Source organism: Serratia sp. 2C06, from assembly GCF_050037615.1.
Taxonomy (GTDB): domain Bacteria; phylum Pseudomonadota; class Gammaproteobacteria; order Enterobacterales; family Enterobacteriaceae; genus Serratia; species Serratia ureilytica.
This window is the reverse complement of the sequence record NZ_CP188299.1, coordinates 2,555,220-2,574,615: the sequence shown is the minus strand read 5'-3', so window position 1 is coordinate 2,574,615 and position 19,396 is coordinate 2,555,220. Positions and strand designations below refer to the sequence as shown.

The window sequence follows — 19,396 nt, the reverse complement described above, 5'->3', positions numbered from 1 at the left end:
GTGATGATGCGCGCCGGGCAAAAAACAATACAGATGCACGTTAGCGTTATTTTTTTCATACAGCTGCATACCAAAATGCGCTGAATGGTTTACTTTTGAGGCATCTGTACCGGTTTTTCGGTTACTTTTCCTGATGAGGGATATCTGTATGACACGCTACGCCACGCTGGCCGCCATTCTCAGCCAACGCATTCAGCATGGGCTGTATCCGGTCGGCCACCGCTTGCCTTCGGTGCGCGCGCTGAGCCTGGAACACGGCGTCAGCATCAGCACGGTGCAACAAGCCTACCGCCTGCTGGAAGAACGGCGCCTGGTGGAAGCGCGACCGAAATCGGGCTACTTCGTGCATGCGCAGCGCACGCAGGCCGAGCTGCCCGCCATGACGGCGCCGACGCAGCGCCCGGTGGACATTTCGCAATGGGAACAGGTGCTGGAACTGGTGCGCACCCGGCCGCGCGAGGGCCTGATCCAACTGGGGCGCGGCATGCCGGACATCGCCGAGCCGACGATGAAACCGCTGATCGTCGCCCTGCGCAACGCCGCCCGTCACGGCGACTTGCGCAGCCTGTATTACGACAGCATCCAGGGCGTGACCGCGCTGCGCGAACAGGTCGCTCGCCTGCTGCTGGATTCCGGCTGCCAAATCGGCGCCGATCAGTTGCTGATCACCACCGGCTGTCAGGAAGCGATCTCGGCCGGGCTGCGCGCCGTTTGCCAACCCGGCGACATCGTGGCGGTCGATTCCCCCTGCTTCCACGGCACCATGCAAACGCTAAAGGGATTGGGCATCAAAGCGCTGGAAATCCCCACCGATCCGCTGACCGGCGTCAGCCTGGCGGCGCTGGAGATGGCGCTGGAACAGTGGCCGGTCAAGGCCGTCCTGCTGACGCCCAACTGCAACAACCCGCTGGGCTACATCATGCCCGACGCCCATAAACAGCGGCTGCTGACGCTGGCGCAGCGCCACGACGCGGCGATCATCGAGGATGACGTTTACGGCGACATCGCCTATCACTACCCGCGGCCGCGCACCATCAAATCGTTCGACGAAGATGGCCGCGTGCTGCTGTGCAGCTCGTTTTCCAAAACGCTGGCGCCGGGGCTGCGCGTGGGCTGGATCGCGCCCGGCCGTTATCTGGAGCGGGTGCTGCACATGAAGTTCATCGGCTCCGGCGCCACCGCCACCCAGCCGCAGCTGGCGATCGCCGACTTCATCCGCGGCGGGCACTATCTGAAGCACCTGCGGCGCATGCGCGCCCGCTACCAGCAAAACCGCGACCGCATGACCGATCTGATCCTGAAATACTTCCCGGCCGGCACCCGCGTCAGCCGGCCGCGCGGCGGTTTTATGCTGTGGATCGAACTGGACGAGGCGTTCGACACCCTGCGGCTGAACCGCCATCTTGAACAGCAAGGCGTGCAAATCGCCGTCGGCAGCATTTTTTCCGCCGCCGGCAAGTACCGCAACTGTCTGCGCATCAACTATGCGCCGACGCTGACGACGGAGATCGAACAGGCGGTACAACGGGTCGGCGCCACCATCCAGGCGCTGATGCCGAGCGACAGTTTGGCGCAATCGGATTAAATCTTGACGCGATCGGATTATCGGCACACGGACAGGTTGTTTTAGAGTAATGCCTTCTCTTACCACTGGCAGGCAACAACCATGAGCAGCGATCAAATTCCGGTTTCCAACGCGTTGGCGGTGCGCCTCGCGGCGCAAGGCATCGATCTCGAACGGGTCGGTCAGTTGGCCGGCTTGCCCGCCGGGCTGCTCAGCGAGCGGCGCGTAAAAGTGCGGTTGACCACCCACCAGTTCTTCGCCGTCTGGCGCGCCCTCGCCCAACTGAGCGACGATCCCGCCTTTGGTCTGCGGCTGGGCGGCGACGTCGCGCCGGAACATTACGATATCGCGTCGGTCGCCGCACTGCACTCCGCCACGATGGGCGAGGCCCTGCGTAAAGTCGCGCGCTACAAACGGTTGGTGTGCCCGGAAGAACTGATGCTGGAGGAAGATGGCGACAGCGTTCGGCTGCATACGCGTTGGACGATGATTGAGGACCATACGCCGGAATTGCTGATAGACACCATGTTCGCCTCTATCACCACCCTGTGCCGCCGTGGCACCGGTTTACCGCTGCAGCCCAAGGCGCTTGAAGTGACCCGCCGTCGCGATCCCCACTCACCGCTGCTGCGCCACTTCGGCTGCCCGGTGCGATTCGACGCGCCGCTGGACGTGCTGGTATTTGACCGTGCGCTGATGCAGCAGCCGCTCATCACCCACGACCAGGACATGCTGGCGCTGCTGCTGCCGGAGCTGGAAGCCGAGTTGGCCGAAGCGCGCGCCGAGCAAGACTTGCCCACACAGGTGATGACGATCCTCGGCCGCAGCATGCGCGGCCAGCGCCCCAGCGTCAACAGCGTGGCCGCGGAGCTCTATCTCAGCCCACGCACGCTGCAGCGCCGTCTGCAACGGCACGGCTACAGCTACCAGCAGTTGTTGGACAAAACCCGCCACCGCACCGCCTGCCGCTTGTTGGCGGAGACCGATCTTGAGCCAGGGGAAATCGCCTTTGTGCTGGGATTCGAAGAGCTGAATTCGTTCAGCCGCGCCTTTATTCAGTGGGAAGCGCTGACGCCCAGCCGCTGGCGCATGCAGCGCACCGCCGGCCAGTGGGAGAACAGAGCATGAAAGTGATTATCTTCGGCGCCAGCGGCATGGTGGGCCAGGGCGCGTTGCGGGAATGCCTGCGCGATCCGCGCGTCAGCGAGGTGCTCAGCATCGGCCGTCGTCCGGTGGCGCAGAGCCACGCCAAGCTGCGCCAGCTCTCCCTGCCCGATCTGCGTGATCTGTCGGCGCTGGAGCCGCAGCTCGCCGGCTATGACGCCTGTTTCTTCTGCCTGGGGATTTCGTCCGCCGGCCTGAGCGAAGCCGAATATCGCGCGGTGACTTACGATCTGACGCTGGCCGCCGCCCCCCCGCTGGCGAGGCTGAATCCGACGATGGTCTTCCTCTACGTTTCCGGCGTCGGCACCGACAGCAGCGAACGCGGCCGCAGCATGTGGGCCAGGGTCAAGGGCGCCACCGAAAACGCGCTGCTGGCGCTGCCGTTCCACGCGGTGATGTTCCGCCCCGGCGCCATTGTGCCGCTGCACGGCATTCGCTCCAAAGTCCGCGCATACGATCTGATTTATCGGCTGTTCAAGCCGCTGTGGCTCGGCGCATTGCGACTGTTTCCCGCGCAGGTGAGCAGCACCGAACGAATCGGGCTGGCGATGCTGGCGGTGGCGCGCCGGGAAACGGCCTTGCGCATCCTGGAGCCGCCGCAGATCAATCAACTGGCGACGCGCTGAAATACCGTCATCAACCGCGCCGCCGCCAATACTCCGCCACCCGGCGGCGCAGATGCTCGATGCCCTGCGGATGCTCAATAAACTGCGCCACCGGCATCATCCGCCAGCGCTGGCCTTCGTCGCCGAAGCGAATGGCGGCGATCTGCGCCGGGGCGATCTCGCCGGCCATAAACCAGGTCGGCGGGGAGCCGGGCAAAATGCCGGCGTAGCGCCGCCGCCAGACAACCTGGTGTTCGGCGATCGCCACGCCGAACTCTTCCCGCGTTTCCCGCTGCACGCACTGCAGCGGCGTTTCGCCGTTTTCCCGCCCGCCGCCGGGCAGATCCCACTGACCGGGCCACGGAATGCCCGGCTTGTCGTCCCGTTGGTAAACCAGCAAGAGACCGTCGCACAGCAGCGCGATCTTGGCCCCGCCAAACGCCTCGTCCGTCATGATTTCTCCGCTCCCGGCCCCATCGCCTTTGACTGAACATCATACTTCATCCCCGCGCGGCCTGGTGTATAGTGAAAATCCGTTTTCACAACAGGCGAACAATGACGATGAACTCTCCGTTTCTGGTGACTCCCCAATGGCTTGCGCAACATATCAACGATGAAAATCTGGTGGTGATCGACGTTCGGATGTCGCCGGTCGGGCTGACGCCGAAAAAAGACATGCTTGCCGAGTTCGAACGCGGCCATATCCCCGGCGCGGTCTATTTTGATATCGACGAGGTGGCGGACAAAAACACCGCGCTGCCGCACATGTTGCCGACGGCGGCGGAATTCGCCGCGGCGGCGGGCCAATTGGGCATCAGCGAGCGCGATACCCTGGTGATTTACGACGAGGGCAACCAGTTCTCCGCACCGCGCGGCTGGTGGACTTTCCGCAATTTCGGCGCCGAGCGCGTTTATGTGCTGGATGAAGGGCTGAACGGCTGGACCGCGCTGGGGCAAGCGCTGGAAACCGGCCCGGCGCAGCCTGCCCCGCAGACGTTCAACGCCCGATTCAACGCCGACGCGGTGGTGGATATGCGGCAAGTGGAGCAAGCGTTAGGCACGCCGGTGCAAATTCTCGACGCGCGCGCCGCGCCGCGCTTTTATGCCGAAGCGCCAGAGCCGCGCCCCGGCCTGCACCGCGGCCATATTCCCGGCAGCATCAACATTCCGTACGGCGAGCTGCTGGAAAACGGCCGCTTCAAATCGTTGGAAGCGCTGCGCCAAACCTTCAGCGACAAAGGGGTGGACATCAACGGCCCAATCATCACCAGCTGCGGCTCCGGCGTGACGGCGGCGGTGCTGGCGTTTGGCCTGCTGTCGCTCGGCGCGCCGCAGGTCAAGTTGTATGACGGTGCCTGGAGCGAATGGGGCCAGCTGAGCGGCAAGCAGCCTATCGCCCAAGATTAAGTTTCGATCCGCTCGACCACGATCTGCGCCAGCCGCTGCACGGCGGCCGAAGGCTGATCCTCGGCGCGGTGCAGCACCACGCCGAGTTGGCCGAGAGCGGGCAGCAGATCGGGGGCCAGCGGTGACAGGCCGGGCGGCAAGCCCGCCGCCGTGCGCACCGTAACGCCCAACCCGGCGCTCACCGCCGCCCACACGCCGTTCAGGCTGCGGCTGCTAAAGGCGATGCGCCAGGGTATGCCGGCGCGATCCAGCACCTGCGTCGCCGCGCTGCGCATCAGACAGGGCGCATCGAACATCACCAACGGCAACGGCTCATCCCCTTCTCGCCAGGGCGCCAGCGCGAAGCCGGGCGACGCGATCCAGTGCAACTGCCGCTGCCCCAGCGCCTGATGAAACGGCGTGCTCAGACCGCCATCCCACGCCAGCGACAGATCCAGCTGGCCTTTCAGCACCCAGTCGATCAGCTCGGCATTACGCGCGATGCGTGCCTCGATCCTCACCTTTGGATTGGCGCGCGCGAAGCTGCCCAACACCTGCGGCAGAAACGTCTCGCCGAAATCCTCCTGCAGCCCCAGCCGCACCGTGCCCTGCAGATCCAGCCCGCGCACCGCGGCGGCGGCTTCGTCATTAAGCTCCAGCAGGCGGCGCGCGTAACCGAGCAGGGTCTCCCCCGTCTCGGTCATCACCATGCCGCGCCCGGCCTTGCGCAGGATCGGCGCGCCAACCTGCTGTTCCAGCTTTTTCAGGTGGGCGCTGACCGCCGACGTCGAACGCCCCAGCCGTTCAGCCGCCTTGGCGAAGCTGCCCAGCTCGACGCCGGTGACGAAGCTGCGCAAATCCTCGAGATCGAACGTTATTCGCCCCATGCTGACCATCCTGATTTTCTGAATCATCAATCAAAATAATACCGATTTTACTGATAAAGATGGCGTGTCACGCGCTCCGGGTCAATGTCTTTCCGGAGAATCCTTATACTCGCGATGCAATACCGTTTTACCCTGCCCGCCGGTTCCGCCCCTCTGTCCGCTCCCTTTGACCACACTGCGCCGCGGGTTGACAGCTCAATGTGATATTGATAATCATTATCAATATTGCATATTCATTTGCGGCTCGCGGGATGCGGGCCGCTCTCCGGGGTCAACCGCCATGTCGTCATCACCAATCACACCTTACGCCACCACCTGCTGCATCGTGGGAGGCGGCCCCGCCGGGCTGATGCTCGGCTATCTGCTGGCGCGGGCGGGGATCGACGTGACGGTGCTGGAGAAGCACGCCGATTTCCTGCGCGATTTTCGCGGTGACACCATTCACCCGTCGACGCTGGAAGTCATGCATCAACTGGGCCTGCTCGACGAGCTGCTGACGCTGCCGCATCAGCGCGCGGAATCTCTGCACGCCGAAGTCGCCGGACGCGACATCAAGCTGGCGGATTTCACCCGCCTGCCGACGCGCTGCAAATTTATCGCCTTTATGCCGCAGTGGGAGTTCCTCAACTTTTTGGCCCAGCAGGCCGCCGCCTTCCCCAACTTCAGGCTGCTGACCTCAACGCAGGTTCACCAGCTGCTGTACGACCGCGGCCAGGTGTGCGGTGTGCTGGCCGACACGCCAGAAGGCCCGATCCGCGTGCGCAGCCAGTTGGTGGTCGGTACCGACGGCCGCAACTCGGTGGTGCGCGAACAGGCGGCGCTCAGCAGCCGATCCTTCGGCGCGCCGCGCGACGTATTGTGGATGAAGCTCAGCAAGCAGCCGGGCGATCCGGCCTGGTCGATGGGCCACACCGGGCCGAAACAGAACTTCATCATGATCGATCGCGGCGACTACTGGCAGTGCGGTTACTCTATCGACAAAGGCAGCTTCGATGCGATCCGCCGCAGCGGGCTGGAGAAATTTTTGCTGCACCTCGCCGAGGTGGCGCCGTTCCAGGACGATCGCCTGCAGGAGATCGTCGAGTGGGATCAGGTCAAACTGCTGAGCATTCGCATCGATCGTCTGGATCGCTGGGCCAAACCGGGAGTGCTGTGCATCGGCGACGCCGCGCACGCCATGTCGCCGATCGGCGGCGTGGGCGTCAACCTGGCGATTCAGGACGCGGTGGCCGCCGCCAACGCCCTGATCCCGCCGCTGCGCCAGCATCGGCTGCAGCTGAAGCATCTGCTGAGCGTGCAGCGCCGGCGCGAATTCCCCACTCGCGCCATCCAGTTTTTGCAGATCAAAATGAGCCAGCGCAAGCCGGGCGAACGCCGCGCGGCGGGCGGCTCGCGCTTGATCGCCCGCGTCGGCAACAGCCGCTGGCTGCCGCGCCTGTTCGGCCGCATCATCGGCCTGGGTTTTCGCCGTGAAACACCGCGGCATCTGTCCAACGAAACCTGCCCGCCGGAATAGCATTGGTGATTTTTTCATCGCGCCGTATAATGGTTAAATCGAACGATTTAATTAACTGGAGCGATTAAATGTACGCACTCACCGCGAACGAGGCCAAAACCCAATTCGGCGATTTGCTGCTCAAGGCGCAGCGTGAACCGGTGCAAATCAATCGCAACGGCAAACCGGTCGCCGTCGTCATGTCTGTAGAAGATTACCAGGCGCTGGAAGATCTCAAATTAAGCGCACTGCAGCAAAAAATCGCGCAGGCTACCGCCGAGGAAGACGCCGGTAAGGCGGTAGACGGCGATGCCTTCTTCAACCGTCTGCTCACCGATGAAACAGACTGAGATACCCGCGTTTCGCCTCACCCCGCAGGCCCAACAAGATCTGCTGGCTATTCGTCATTTCACCATCGAGCACTGGGGCCAAGCGCAATCTCGCCGCTATCTTGAGCAGTTGAGAGAGGTCATGCATCATTTGGCAGATATGCCGGAAGCGGGTAAAGCTCACTTCCACGATCTGGGCGAAGAGATACGCCGTTTTCCTTACGCCAGCCATAGGATCTACTACCGCAACCGCCCTGCCGGCATCACCGTTCTCGCCATTCTGCATCAGGCGATGGTGCCTCACCGCCATCTGGAACAACGGCTGTAATTTTTCTTACTCAAAGGGGCACTGATGTTCACCGTTCGTCAGGCATTGCTGGAAGATTTAACGCAAGTGCGCGATATCGGCATCCGCACCTACCGCGCCCACTTCGGTGAGCTGTGGCGCTACCCGCACGAGCTGGAGGCCTTTCTGGCGGAGGATTTTTCCGTCTCCGCGCTGGAACGGACGCTGCGCGATCCCGACGTGTGCTGGCTGTTGGCCCATGAGGATGACGCCCTCGTCGGCTATGCGCGGGTGAACTTCGACAGCCTGCTGGCACCAACCGAGCACATCGGCGCAGAGCTGCAGAAAATCTATTTTCTGCCGGGCCATGCCGGCAACGGCTATGGCCAGCGCCTGTACGAACAGGTGCAGCAGCGGGCTATCGACCGTCGGCAAAAAACGCTGTGGCTGGAAGTGCTGCAACGCAACACCCGCGCCCAACGTTTTTATCAGCGTCAAGGATTGAGCATTTGTGGCGAGACCTGCTACACCAGCGCCCAGGGCTCGATAGGCATTTGGTATATGAGCAAGGCGCTGTAACCGCGCCCCACTCCGCCGTCGTTTAGCGCGGCTCCCGCTGCAGCATCAAGAACAGCAAGGCAAACGCATTGGGCGCCAGGTAGATCAGCGCCCCCAGCTGCACCGCCAGCGGATCCTTCTTGGCCTGCCAGGCCATAAACCAGTCGCCGGCGACCACCATAAAGCCGACGCCCCACACCGTTATCGCGCAAAGCGCCCCCAGCATCGCCCAGGCTTTGCCCTTGGCGAAAGCGGCGTAAGGGCCTTTCAATCGCCCGATCATCAGCGCCACGCCCGCCGTCGCGAATAGGCCGGCCAGCGTTTCCAGCGCGGTGATGACCGCCAACCCCAACATGCAGGCCCAGTCGGCGCTGATCGCGCGCCACATCAGCCCCGGCGTTTGATAAGTATCCTGCATGGCGAGCAGCGGCCCCACCGCATTGCGCGCGGTGCCGGCGAAATCCGCCGTATTGTTCAACAGGCTAAACAGCCCCCACAGGGCCGGAAACAGGGACAGGACGATGCAACCGAGGCGTGACACAGTGGTTTCGTTCATGGTTATCCTTAATGAATAAACGGGTGGCTCCCGTCCTCATGACGGGACCGCTCTTGAGAGCCTGATAGTTTGACGTGCACAATGTAAGAACTAATCTTACAATGACGCAGCATAGCCGAAAGTGAGGAGGAACAATGGGCAGAACACTAACGGTAGATCTGGGTGACGAACTGCGTAGCTTCGTCGAAGACCTGGTGGCCAGCGGCGATTACCGAACGCCCAGCGAAGTCATCCGCGAATCCGTGCGCACTTTGCGCGAACGTACCGCCGCCTCAAAACTGGAAGAGCTTAGGCGCTTGATCGCCGAAGGAGAGAACAGCGGCGAAGCCGTCGAATGGGATCGTGATGTGTTCATGGAAAGAATACGGAGCAAAGCAAAAGGATGCGCAGGAGAGTAACCGTTCGTCCAAAAGCGTTGGACGATATGGAAGAGATCTATTTTTACGGGTTGGCGCACTTTGGCTTGCAGGTGGCCGAAGATTATCTGCGCCGCCTGCATCAGGCTTTCGATAACCTTAGCCACCACCAACTCGGCAAAAACATCGATGCAATCGGCCCCGGCCTATGGGTATCGCCCGTCGCCAACCACCTAATTTATTTTCGACAGCACAGGCGGGAGGTGAATATCATCAGAGTGCTGCATCATTCCCGCGATCCGCTCAGCCAATCCTTTTTCAGCTGACCCAACGTTAAATCGCCACCAGCCCGCGTACGCCGTCCTGTTCCATAGCGCTGCCGGCGCCGCGCTGCACGATGCTGCCGCGCGACATCACCAGATAGCTGTCCGCCAGGTCGGCGGCGAAGTCATAGAACTGCTCCACCAGCAGGATCGCCATATCGCCCCGCGCCGCCAGCTGTTTGATCACCGCGCCGATCTCCTTGATCACCGAAGGTTGGATCCCTTCCGTCGGTTCGTCGAGGATCAACAGCTGCGGCCGGCAGGCCAGCGCCCGGCCGATCGCCAGCTGCTGTTGCTGCCCGCCGGAAAGATCGCCGCCGCGCCGATCCTTCATTTGCCGCAGCACCGGAAACAGTTCATAGATCGGATCCGGCACCGCGCGCGCGTCGGCGCCGGAAAAACGCGCCAGCCCCATCAGCAGATTTTCCTCCACCGTCAGGCGCGGAAAAATCTCCCGCCCCTGCGGCACATAGGCGATGCCCGCCTGCACCCGCTGATGCGGCTTTTTACCGGTGATGGTTTCGCCCCGCCAACGGACGCTGCCGCTGCGCGCCGGGATCAGCCCCATCAGGCATTTCAGCAGCGTGGTCTTGCCCACGCCATTGCGCCCCAGCAGGCAGGTCACCTCGCCGATGCGCGCCTCGAACGACAGGCCGCGCAGAATGTGGCTGCCGCCGTAATACTGATTCAATTCCTCTACCTGCAGCATGATTACGCCTCCTCAGCGCCCCAGATATACCTCAATCACCCGTTCATCGGCCTGCACCTGCGCCAGCGATCCTTCCGCCAGCACCTGTCCCTGATGCAGCACCGTCACGCGATCGGCAATGGTTTCCACAAACCCCATGTCGTGCTCCACCACCATCAGCGAATGCTTGCCCGCCAGCTCGCGGAACAGTTCGGCGGTGTAGTCGGTTTCAGCGTCGGTCATGCCGGCCGCCGGCTCGTCGAGCAACAGCAGGTGCGGTTCCTGCACCAGCAGCATGCCGATCTCGAGAAACTGTTTCTGCCCGTGGGACAGCAGCCCGGCGGGCCGGTGGCGCTCGTGCCCCAGCCGCAGGGTCTTCAGCATCTCGTCGATGCGGTCTCGCTGTTCGCTGCTTAAACGGGCGCGCAGGCAGGCCCATACCGACTTGCGGGTTTTCTGGGCGATCTCCAGATTTTCGAACACCGTCAGCGCCTCGAACACCGTCGGTTTTTGAAACTTGCGGCCGATGCCGGCATGGGCGATCTGCATCGGCGCCAGCCGGGTCAGATCGACGGTCTGGTCGTAAAACACCCTGCCGCTGTCCGGCCGGGTTTTGCCGGTGATCACATCCATCAGCGTGGTCTTGCCGGCGCCGTTGGGGCCGATCACGCAGCGCAGTTCGCCGACGCCAATGCGCAGCGACAGATCGGTCAGCGCGCGAAAACCGTCGAAGCTGACGTTGACGTTGTCGAGCTGCAACACCGGATCGGTTTGCTGCCGGTATTTGTCCGCCGGCAGCGGATGGGTAAACAGTTCGTCGGTCACTTGCATCGCCTTCATGAGGATTTCCTCCGACGCAGCAGGCCAATCACCCCTTTGGGCAGAAACAACGTGACGACGATAAACATCAGGCCGAGGAAAAACTGCCAGTATTCGGGAATGGCCATGGTGAACCAGCTCTTGGCGCCGTTGACGATGCCGGCGCCGAGCAGCGGCCCCACCAGGGTGCCTCGCCCGCCAAGGGCTACCCAAATGGCGGCCTCGATCGAGTTGGTCGGCGACATTTCGCCGGGGTTGATGATGCCGACCTGCGGCACATAGAGCGCGCCGGCCAGCCCGCACAGCACCGCCGACAGCGTCCAGACGAACAGCTTGAAGCCCTTCGGATCGTAGCCGCAGAAGGTCAGGCGGTTTTCCGCATCGCGCACCGCGGTCAGCACCCGGCCGAACTTGCTGCGCGCCAGCGCAAAGCCGATGGCCAGGCTGGCGGCCAGCAGCAGCACCGTCGCCAGGAACAGCGCCACCCGCGTGCCGGCGGCGGTGATGGGAAAGCCGAGCAGCGTGGTGAAACCGGTAAAGCCGTTATTGCCGCCGAAACCGGTCTCGTTGCGAAAGAACAGCAGCATGCCGGCATAGGTCAGCGCCTGGGTCATGATCGAGAAGTACACCCCTTTGATTTTCGAGCGAAAGGCGAAGTAGCCGAACAGGAAAGCCAACAGGCCCGGCACCAGCACGATCAGGCACAGCGCCCAGGCGAAATGCTGGGTGCCGCTCCAGAACCACGGCAGCTCGTTCCAGGAGAGGAACGCCATAAACGCCGGCAGCCCGTCTCCCGCCGCCTGCCGCATCAGGTACATGCCCATGGCGTAGCCGCCGAGCGCGAAGAACAGCCCGTGGCCGAGCGACAGCAGCCCGGCATAGCCCCACACCAGATCGAGCGCCACCGCCACCACCGCGTAGCACAGGATCTTGCCCGCCAGCGTCAGGGTATAGGTGGACACCGCCAGCGGATGACCCGCCGGCAACAACGTCATGAACGGCATGACCAGCAGCGCCAGCAACGCCAGCCCGCCGATGCTCAACGCCAGCCGGGGCGCTTTCTGCACGCCGGTTACGGTCAATGGTTGGCTCATCAGTCAATCACCCTGCCCTTAAGGGCGAATAGCCCCTGCGGACGCTTTTGAATAAACAGAACGATCAGCACCAGGATCAGGATCTTGCCCAACACGGCGCCGATCTGCGGCTCGAGGATCTTGTTGACGATGCCGAGGCCGAAGGCCGCCGCCACCGTCCCCGCCAGCTGGCCGACGCCGCCGAGCACCACCACCAGGAACGAATCGATGATGTAACCTTGCCCCAGCTCCGGCCCGACGTTGCCCAACTGCGACAGCGCCACCCCGCCAAGCCCGGCGATGCCGGATCCCAACCCGAAGGCCAGCATGTCCACCCGCCCGGTGGGCACGCCGCAGCAGGCCGCCATCGCGCGGTTTTGCGTCACCGCGCGCACGTTCATGCCGAGCCGGGTTTTGTTCAGCAGCAGCCAGGTCAACGCCAGCACCAGCAGCACGAACGCGATCACCGCGATGCGGTTCCACGGCAACACCAGGTTCGGCAACAGCTGCACGCCGCCCGACAGCCACGCCGGGTTGGCGACCTCGACGTTCTGCGCGCCGAACAGCACCCGCACCAGTTGGATCAGCACCAGGCTGATGCCCCAGGTGGCCAGCAGGGTTTCCAGCGGTCGGCCGTACAGGTGGCGGATCACCGTGCGCTCCAGCAGCATACCGATCCCGGCGGTGATGGCGAACGCCACCGGCAGCGCCGCCAGCGGGTAGAGCGCCAGCCACTGCGGCGCAAATTGCTGAAACAGCCCCTGCACCAGATAGGCGGAATAGGCGCCGAGCATCAGCATTTCGCCGTGCGCCATATTGATGACGCCGAGCAGGCCGTAGGTGATCGCCAGGCCGAGCGCCGCCAGCAGCAGGATCGAACCGAGCGACAGGCCGCTGAACGCCTGGCCGAGCAGATCGCCGATCATCAGGCGGTGCTGCACGCGCTGCAGGCTGCGCTGCGCCTCGGCGCGCACCGCGGCGTCCGGCTCATTGGCCGCATCGGTCAAGGCTTGCAGCCGCGCGCGGGTTTCCGGCTCGCCCGATTCCCCCAGCAGCCGCACCGCATTGAAGCGCACCTGCGGGCTGGCGTCGGCCAATTGCAGGTTCGCCAGCGCAATGCTCAGCGCGTCGCGTACCTGCGGGTCTTTCTCCTGCGCCAGCCGCCGGGTCAACAGCGGCAACTGCTCGCCCTGCGCCTCGCGCTGCAGCGCGGTCGCCGCCTGCAGCCGCACCGCCGCGTCCGCGCTGACCAACCGCTGCGTCGACAACGCGTTGGCGATCAGAATGCGCAGCCGGTTGTTCAGCCACACTTTCTTCGGCTCGCCAACCGGGGCCGCCTCACCTTCAAGCGGCAGATAGCGGTCGCCCTGGCGGATAAAGGCGCGTTTCGCCCCGTCGATCACCACGGTTTCCTGCTGCAGCCCCTGCAGCAACGGCAGGCGCGCGGCGTCCGGCTCGGCCGCCCACGCCTGCAGCAGTTTAGCCTGCTGCGCGCGAGTGGCCGCCGCGAACTCATCGGCCGGCCCGGCCTGCGCCAGCAGGGGCCAGGCGCACAACAGCCACAGCCCGGCGCGCAGAGAGGATAAAAACGGAGATTGCATCAGCTGCCTCTTCTGTTGGGCCGGCGCGCGTCGAGCCGCGCCGGCGCTGAGTGACGTTACTTGCCGCCTTTCACCGGGTAATCCGGTTTTTTGTCGTTGCCGGCGATATAGGGACTCCACGGCTGCGCGCGCACCGGCGCTTCGGTCTGCCACACCACGTTGAACTGGCCGTTGCCCTCGATCTCGCCGATCATCACCGGCTTGTGCAGGTGGTGATTGGTCTTGTCCATAGTCAGCGTGAAGCCCGACGGCGCGGCGAAGGTTTGCCCGGCCATCGCCGCGCGCACCTTATCGACGTCGGTGGTGCCGGCCTTTTCCACTGCCTGCGCCCACATGTGGAGGCCGACGTAGGTGGCCTCCATCGGATCGTTGGTGACCGCAGTGGCGTAATTCGGCAGATTGTGCGCCTTGGCGTAGGCTTTCCACTGGCTGACAAACTGTTTGTTGGTCGGGTTATCCAGCGATTCGAAGTAGTTCCAGGCCGCCAGGTTGCCCACCAGCGGCTTGGTGTCGATGCCGCGCAGCTCTTCCTCGCCGACCGAGAAGGCGATCACCGGCACGTCGGTGGCCTTGACGCCCTGGTTGGCGAGTTCTTTGTAGAACGGCACGTTGGAATCGCCGTTGATGGTGGAGATCACCGCGGTGTTGCCGCCGGCGGCGAACTTCTTGATGTTGGCGACGATGGTCTGGTAATCGCTGTAGCCGAACGGCGTATAGACCTCTTCGATATCCTTGTCCTGCACGCCTTTGCTGTGCAGGAAGGCGCGCAGGATCTTGTTGGTGGTGCGCGGATAGACGTAATCGGTGCCCAACAGGAAGAAGCGCTTGGCGCCGCCGCCGTCCTCGCTCAGCAGGTATTCCACCGCCGGGATCGCCTGCTGGTTCGGCGCCGCGCCGGTGTAGAACACGTTCGGCGACATCTCTTCGCCTTCGTATTGCACCGGATAGAACAGCAGGCCGTTCAGCTCCTCAAACACCGGCAGCACCGACTTGCGCGACACCGAAGTCCAGCAGCCGAACACCGCCGCCACCTTGTCCTGGCTCAGCAGCTGGCGCGCCTTTTCGGCGAACAGCGGCCAGTTGGAGGCCGGATCCACCACCACCGGCTCCAGCTTTTTGCCGAGCACCCCACCTTTGGCGTTGATCTCGTCGATGGTCATCAGCGCCACATCCTTCAGCGGCGTCTCGGAAATCGCCATGGTGCCGGAGAGCGAACTCAGAATGCCGACCTTGATGGTGTCGGCGGCCTGCGCGCTCCAGGCCAGGCCCAGGCCGACAGCGGCGGCGGACAGCGCAAAAGCTTTGATAAAACGACGACGTTGCATAGTTCAAACTCCTGATGTGTATGAAATCAAAATCGTTACGCCGAGCGCGCAGGCTGCTGAGCCCGCGCCTGGTGCAACATGTGCAGCGTTATTTTTCGCACTTCTGCCTTGCTGACGGCGATGTGCTCGCCGAGCAGCGTTTGCGCCGCCCCGCTTTGCCGCTGCAGGATCGCCTGCAAAATGGCGGCGTGCTCGCGGTAGGTGGCGTCCACCCGCGCCTGCTGGGTGAAATCCAGCCGGCGAATGATGCGGATCTTTTCGGTCAGTTCGCGGTGAATGCGCGCCATTTCGCCGTTGCCCGCCGCGGCCACCAACGCCTGATGAAACTGCTCATCGTGCTGCGACACCGCCTTGCCGTCCGCCAGGCGCGGCGCTTCGGTCCAAAAACGGCTCAGCGCCGCCAGCGCGTCCGGCGTTTCCCCGGCCGGGCGTTCGCACAGCCGTTTCACCGCCTCTTGCTCCAGCACGATGCGCAGGTCGTACAGCTCTTCGAAGTAGGCGAAGTCGAACGGCCGCACCTGCCAACCGCTGCGAAACAACACCTCGACATAGCCTTCGCGCTCCAGCCGAAACAGCGCCTGACGCACCGGCGTGCGGCTGGCCGCCATGCGCTGCGCCACGTCGCTTTCGCTGAAGCGATCGCCCGGCAGCAGGCGAAACTCGAAGATGTCGGCCTTGAGCTGCAGATAAATGCGCTCCGCCAACCCTTCCGGGCGCGCCTTGTGCTCTCCGTTGGTGATTTGCATCATCGCTCCTCCGTTCAGACCGCCTTTTCCAGCCACAGCAGGGCGTCGCCCGGCCCGACCGGCCGCCCCTGCCGGCAGCTGATGCGTTTAACGATCCCGGCGCGCGGCGCAGTGACCGCCAGCTCCATTTTCATCGCCTCGACCACGATCAGCGGCTGCCCGGCCGCCACCACCTGCCCCGGTTCCACCAGGATCTTCCACACGCTGCCGTTCAGATCGGCGCTGACCAGATCGCCGTCGATGGCGTCTTCTTCCTCCGGCGGCAACAGCTGCGCCTCGGCCTCGTCGTCATCGCTGCGCCAGCGCGCCACTTCGGCGCTGAACGCCTGCTGCTGGCGATGCTGGAAGTCGGCGATCGCCTCGGCGTTGTCGGCCAGGAAACGGGTGTAGGCGGCGAAGTCGAACTCGCTCTCTTCGATGCGCACCTGCATGCGCCCTTCACGGAACGCTTCGCGCTGCTCGTCCAGCTCTCGCTCGCTGACCGGGTAGAAGCGCACCTGATCGAAGAAGCGCAGCAGCCAGGGCTCACCGGCGGTGAACTGCGGGTTTTTGAGAAACTTGTTCCAGATCGGCAGCGTGCGCCCCACCAGCTGGTAACCGCCCGGCGAGTCCATGCCGTAGATGCACATGTACATGCCGCCGATGCCGACCGTCCCTTCGGCGGTGTGGGTGCGCGCCGGATTGTATTTGGAGCTCAGCAGGCGATGGCGCGGATCGAGCGGCACCGCGCAGGGCGCGCCGAGGTAAACGTCGCCCAGCCCGAGGATCAGGTAGCTGGCGTCGAACAGAATGTCGCGCACCTGCTCGCGTCGGCTCAGGCCATTGATGCGCTGAATGAAATCGACGTTGTTCGGCAGCCAGGGCGCCGAGGCGCGCACCGTCTGTTGATAGCGATCCACCGCCCCCAGCGTGGCCGAATCCTCAAACGCCATCGGCAGCCACACGGTGCGCGTCGGCACCTTCAGGCGGCTGACGTCCCCCAGCGCCCGTTCGCGCGCCAGCAGGCGCTGCAGCAGGTCGGCCTGGCTAATCTGCCGGCTGTCGTAGCGGATCTGCAGCGAACGCACGCCCGGCGCCAGCTCCGCCACGCCCGGTATCGCCCCCTCACGCAGCGACTGCATCAGCAGATGAATGCGCAGCCGCAGCGCCAGATCGAGCACGTTGTCGCCGTACTCCATCAGGATGTAGCCGTCCCCCGCCTGTCGATACGCCACCGCCGGGCGCCCTTCCGCCGCCGGCAGCGCCGCCAGCACCGCGGCGGAAACGGTCTCCGCCGGGGCCAGATCCGGCGGCGGCAGGGTGATGGCCTTCACCGCCGCCAGCGCTTCGATGCTGCCGAGCTGCGCCTGCTCCAGCGACTGCGCCTGCCGGAAGCCGATCGGATGGAAACGGATGCGGTCGCCCGGCTTCACCTGCCCCACTTTCCACAGTTCAGCCTTGGCGATGGTCACCGGGCAAACGAAGCCGCCGAGGCTGGGCCCGTCGCGGGTCAGGATCACCGGGAAGTCGCCGGTGAAGTTGATGGCGCCGATGGCGTACTCGCAGTCGTGCACGTTGGAAGGATGCAAACCGGCCTCGCCGCCGTCCTCCCGCGCCCACTCGGGCTTCGGCCCCGACAGGCGCACCCCGAGGCGGTTGGAGTTGTAATGCACCTGCCAGTCGGTGGCGAAAAAGGCCTCTATCGATTCAGCGGTGAAAAAGTCCGGCGCGCCGTGCGGCCCGTACAGCACGCCGATGTGCCACTGGTCGCCGTAGTGCGGGATCAGGCTGTCGTCCATCGCCTGCGGCACGGCGATCGGCGCCGGCGTGGTGCTGGCCGCCAGCGCCGGTTGGGCGATCGCCAGCATGTCCGCCACGCGCAAGGTGCGCCCGGCGTGGCCGCCGAACTGGCCCAGCGCGAAGGTGGAGCGGCTGCCGAGATACACCGGCACGTCAAAGCCGTTGCGTACCGCCAGATAGGTGCGGCAGCCGTGCGTGGCGCGCCCCAGCGTCAGCACCTGCCCGGCCCGCACCGCGATCGGCCGCCAGTAAGCGACCGCTTCGCCGTCCAAATCGGCCGGGCAGCTGGCACCCGTCAGCGCGATGGTGGCGTCGCAGTGAAAGCGCAACGTCGGCCCCTGCAGGGTAAACTCGAGCCCGGCGGCCGCCGGGTGGTTGCCGACGATGCGGTTGGCCAGCCGGAACGCGAAGTCGTCCATCGGGCCGGACGGCGGCACGCCGATGTCCCAATAGCCGAGGCGGCCGGGATAATCCTGCACGCTGCTGTAGGTGCCGGGTTGCAGCACTTCGAGGCAGTGCGGCTGGAAACGCACATCGTCCAGCAGACGCGTCCAAACGTCGCCGCGCTGAAATTGCGGCGTGGCGATCACCTGCCGCAGATAATCGAGGTTGGTGGCGATGCCGTGCAAACGGGTCGCCGCCAGCGCCACGCGCAGTTTTTCCAGCGCCTGCGCCCGATCCGCGCCGTGCACGATCAGCTTGGCGATCATCGGGTCGTAAAACGCCGAGACTTCGCTGCCGGTCGCCACCCAACCGTCGAGGCGCACGTCGGTGGGGAAATGCACCTCGGTCAGCACGCCGGGGCTGGGCTGGAAGTTTTTCAGCGGATCTTCGGCGTAGAGGCGCACTTCGATCGCCACACCCTGCGGCGTGCGTTGCAGCGCCGCCCAATCCAGCGCGTCGCCCGCCGCCACCTGCAGCATGCCTTCGATCAGATCCAGGCCGGTGACCATTTCGGTGATCGGGTGCTCGACCTGTAAGCGGGTGTTCACTTCCAGGAAGTAAAACTCGTCGCGCGCGGCGTCATAAATGAATTCTACGGTGCCGGCGCTGCGGTAATTCACCGACTCGCCCAGCGCCACCGCCGCCCGATGCAGCGCCTGGCGTGTCGCCGCCGGCAGGTGCGGCGCCGGGGTTTCCTCCACCACCTTTTGGTTGCGGCGCTGCAGCGAGCAGTCGCGTTCGCCGAGCGCCGCCACCCGCCCCTGGCCGTCGCCGAAAATCTGCACCTCGACGTGGCGCGCCCGATCGACGAAGCGTTCGATAAAGGCGCCGGCGTCGCGGAAGAACTGCTCTCCCAGCCGTTTGACGCTGTCGTACGCGTCGCGCAGCGCCGCCTCGTCGTCACAGCGCGTCAGGCCGATACCGCCACCGCCGGCGGTGCTTTTCAGCATCACCGGGTAGCCGATGCGCGCGGCGGCGGTAACCGCCTGCTCAACGCTCTCCAGCAAGCCGGTGCCCGGCGTCATCGGCACCCCGGCCAACGCCGCCAGCTCGCGCGCCCGGTGCTTGAGGCCGAACTCGCGCATCTGCGCCGCCGTCGGGCCGATAAAGGCGATGCCCGCCGCTTCGCAGGCGTCGGCAAACTCGGCGCTCTCGGACAAAAAGCCGTAGCCGGGGTAGATCGCCTGCGCGCCGGTGGCCGCTGCCGCCGCGAGGATCTTGTCGATGCGCAGGTAGCTGTCGGCGGCCTTGTCGCCGCCGAGCGCCACCGCCCTGTCGGCCTCGGCGACGTGCGGCGCATTGCGGTCGGCGTCGGAATAGACCGCCACGCTGGTTACGCCCAGGCGTTTCAGGGTGCGAATGGCGCGGCAGGCGATTTCGCCGCGGTTAGCGATCAGTACGGTAGTAAACAT

General features: G+C 64.5%; 20 protein-coding genes. 10 read left to right on the top strand and 10 right to left on the bottom strand.

All coding sequences use genetic code 11. The annotated features are described in order from the left end of the window. Positions 1 to 148: 148 nt before the first annotated feature. From ACP3TA_RS12745 to ACP3TA_RS12735, 3 genes are all read left to right on the top strand, one after another. Positions 149 to 1,585, top strand: a complete 1,437-nt coding sequence (locus ACP3TA_RS12745; RefSeq protein ID WP_206196170.1) for a PLP-dependent aminotransferase family protein — start codon at positions 149 to 151, stop codon at positions 1,583 to 1,585. Positions 1,586 to 1,666: 81 nt separating this feature from the next. Next, positions 1,667 to 2,692, top strand: a complete 1,026-nt coding sequence (locus tag ACP3TA_RS12740) for an AraC family transcriptional regulator (protein ID WP_426784638.1) — start codon at positions 1,667 to 1,669, stop codon at positions 2,690 to 2,692. Beyond that, entirely contained in the window at positions 2,689 to 3,354 is a 666-nt protein-coding gene (locus tag ACP3TA_RS12735) for an epimerase (RefSeq protein ID WP_206196169.1), read from the top strand. The genes ACP3TA_RS12740 and ACP3TA_RS12735 overlap by 4 nt, the downstream gene beginning before the upstream one ends. A gap of 10 nt (positions 3,355 to 3,364) precedes the next feature. Here ACP3TA_RS12735 and ACP3TA_RS12730 read toward each other — a convergent pair whose 3' ends face one another. Then, the gene (locus tag ACP3TA_RS12730) at positions 3,365 to 3,787 is read right to left on the bottom strand and encodes an NUDIX hydrolase (RefSeq protein WP_033642342.1); all 423 of its coding nucleotides are present in this window, start codon (positions 3,785 to 3,787) and stop codon (positions 3,365 to 3,367) included. A 107-nt stretch (positions 3,788 to 3,894) separates the two neighbouring features. Between ACP3TA_RS12730 and sseA the strand changes: the two genes are divergently transcribed. After that, positions 3,895 to 4,740, top strand: a complete 846-nt coding sequence (sseA, locus tag ACP3TA_RS12725) for a 3-mercaptopyruvate sulfurtransferase (RefSeq protein ID WP_033642341.1) — start codon at positions 3,895 to 3,897, stop codon at positions 4,738 to 4,740. Here the strand turns inward: sseA and ACP3TA_RS12720 are convergent. Continuing rightward, entirely contained in the window at positions 4,737 to 5,606 is an 870-nt protein-coding gene (locus tag ACP3TA_RS12720) for a LysR substrate-binding domain-containing protein (RefSeq protein ID WP_206196168.1), read from the bottom strand. The two genes, sseA and ACP3TA_RS12720, sit on opposite strands and share 4 nt — an antisense overlap. 280 nt (positions 5,607 to 5,886) lie before the next feature. Here ACP3TA_RS12720 and ACP3TA_RS12715 point away from each other — a divergent pair, with 280 nt between their 5' ends. From ACP3TA_RS12715 to ACP3TA_RS12700, 4 genes are all read left to right on the top strand, one after another. After that, positions 5,887 to 7,122, top strand: a complete 1,236-nt coding sequence (locus ACP3TA_RS12715) for an FAD-dependent oxidoreductase (protein ID WP_033652678.1) — start codon at positions 5,887 to 5,889, stop codon at positions 7,120 to 7,122. 68 nt (positions 7,123 to 7,190) lie between these two features. Beyond that, positions 7,191 to 7,451 carry a type II toxin-antitoxin system Phd/YefM family antitoxin gene (locus tag ACP3TA_RS12710; RefSeq protein WP_016928576.1) on the top strand — a complete coding sequence of 87 codons (261 nt, stop codon included), beginning with the start codon at positions 7,191 to 7,193 and terminating at the stop codon, positions 7,449 to 7,451. Further along, positions 7,411 to 7,758 (top strand): type II toxin-antitoxin system RelE/ParE family toxin, encoded by a 348-nt coding sequence (locus ACP3TA_RS12705; protein WP_052133736.1) that lies wholly within the window; start codon positions 7,411 to 7,413, stop codon positions 7,756 to 7,758. The genes ACP3TA_RS12710 and ACP3TA_RS12705 overlap by 41 nt, the downstream gene beginning before the upstream one ends. Before the next feature lie 24 nt (positions 7,759 to 7,782). Further along, complete coding sequence (locus tag ACP3TA_RS12700) at positions 7,783 to 8,295, top strand: GNAT family N-acetyltransferase (protein WP_033642337.1); 513 nt, start codon at positions 7,783 to 7,785, stop codon at positions 8,293 to 8,295. 22 nt (positions 8,296 to 8,317) lie between these two features. On the opposite strand, the gene ACP3TA_RS12695 is transcribed toward ACP3TA_RS12700, so the two are convergent. Further along, positions 8,318 to 8,830 (bottom strand): DUF2165 family protein, encoded by a 513-nt coding sequence (locus tag ACP3TA_RS12695; protein ID WP_206196167.1) that lies wholly within the window; start codon positions 8,828 to 8,830, stop codon positions 8,318 to 8,320. A 134-nt stretch (positions 8,831 to 8,964) separates the two neighbouring features. Here ACP3TA_RS12695 and ACP3TA_RS12690 point away from each other — a divergent pair, with 134 nt between their 5' ends. Together ACP3TA_RS12690 and ACP3TA_RS12685 are read left to right on the top strand one after the other, a co-directional pair. Further along, positions 8,965 to 9,228 (top strand): type II toxin-antitoxin system ParD family antitoxin, encoded by a 264-nt coding sequence (locus ACP3TA_RS12690; RefSeq protein WP_004939442.1) that lies wholly within the window; start codon positions 8,965 to 8,967, stop codon positions 9,226 to 9,228. Next, on the top strand, positions 9,213 to 9,512 hold the full coding sequence (locus ACP3TA_RS12685; protein WP_089196766.1) for a type II toxin-antitoxin system RelE/ParE family toxin: 300 nt from the start codon (positions 9,213 to 9,215) through the stop codon (positions 9,510 to 9,512). Before ACP3TA_RS12690 ends, ACP3TA_RS12685 begins: the two co-directional genes overlap by 16 nt. A gap of 7 nt (positions 9,513 to 9,519) precedes the next feature. Here the strand turns inward: ACP3TA_RS12685 and urtE are convergent, their stop codons facing one another. Genes urtE through uca form a run of 7 tightly spaced genes read right to left on the bottom strand, consistent with a single transcriptional unit; the run spans position 9,520 to position 19,396 of the window. Further along, positions 9,520 to 10,218 carry an urea ABC transporter ATP-binding subunit UrtE gene (urtE, locus tag ACP3TA_RS12680; RefSeq protein ID WP_033642334.1) on the bottom strand — a complete coding sequence of 233 codons (699 nt, stop codon included), beginning with the start codon at positions 10,216 to 10,218 and terminating at the stop codon, positions 9,520 to 9,522. Positions 10,219 to 10,230: 12 nt separating this feature from the next. Continuing rightward, positions 10,231 to 11,037, bottom strand: coding sequence for an urea ABC transporter ATP-binding protein UrtD (gene urtD / locus ACP3TA_RS12675; RefSeq protein ID WP_015377102.1), 807 nt, complete (start codon positions 11,035 to 11,037; stop codon positions 10,231 to 10,233). Continuing rightward, positions 11,034 to 12,110 (bottom strand): urea ABC transporter permease subunit UrtC, encoded by a 1,077-nt coding sequence (gene urtC / locus ACP3TA_RS12670; protein WP_033642333.1) that lies wholly within the window; start codon positions 12,108 to 12,110, stop codon positions 11,034 to 11,036. Before urtC ends, urtD begins: the two co-directional genes overlap by 4 nt. Then, entirely contained in the window at positions 12,110 to 13,690 is a 1,581-nt protein-coding gene (urtB, locus tag ACP3TA_RS12665; RefSeq protein WP_426784637.1) for an urea ABC transporter permease subunit UrtB, read from the bottom strand. Before urtB ends, urtC begins: the two co-directional genes overlap by 1 nt. A gap of 56 nt (positions 13,691 to 13,746) precedes the next feature. Further along, complete coding sequence (urtA, locus tag ACP3TA_RS12660) at positions 13,747 to 15,015, bottom strand: urea ABC transporter substrate-binding protein (RefSeq protein WP_025302020.1); 1,269 nt, start codon at positions 15,013 to 15,015, stop codon at positions 13,747 to 13,749. A gap of 35 nt (positions 15,016 to 15,050) precedes the next feature. Then, entirely contained in the window at positions 15,051 to 15,761 is a 711-nt protein-coding gene (locus ACP3TA_RS12655; protein ID WP_033644224.1) for a GntR family transcriptional regulator, read from the bottom strand. Between the two features lie 14 nt (positions 15,762 to 15,775). Beyond that, a complete protein-coding gene (uca, locus tag ACP3TA_RS12650) occupies positions 15,776 to 19,396 on the bottom strand; it encodes an urea carboxylase (protein ID WP_426784636.1) in 3,621 nt (1,206 codons plus the stop codon).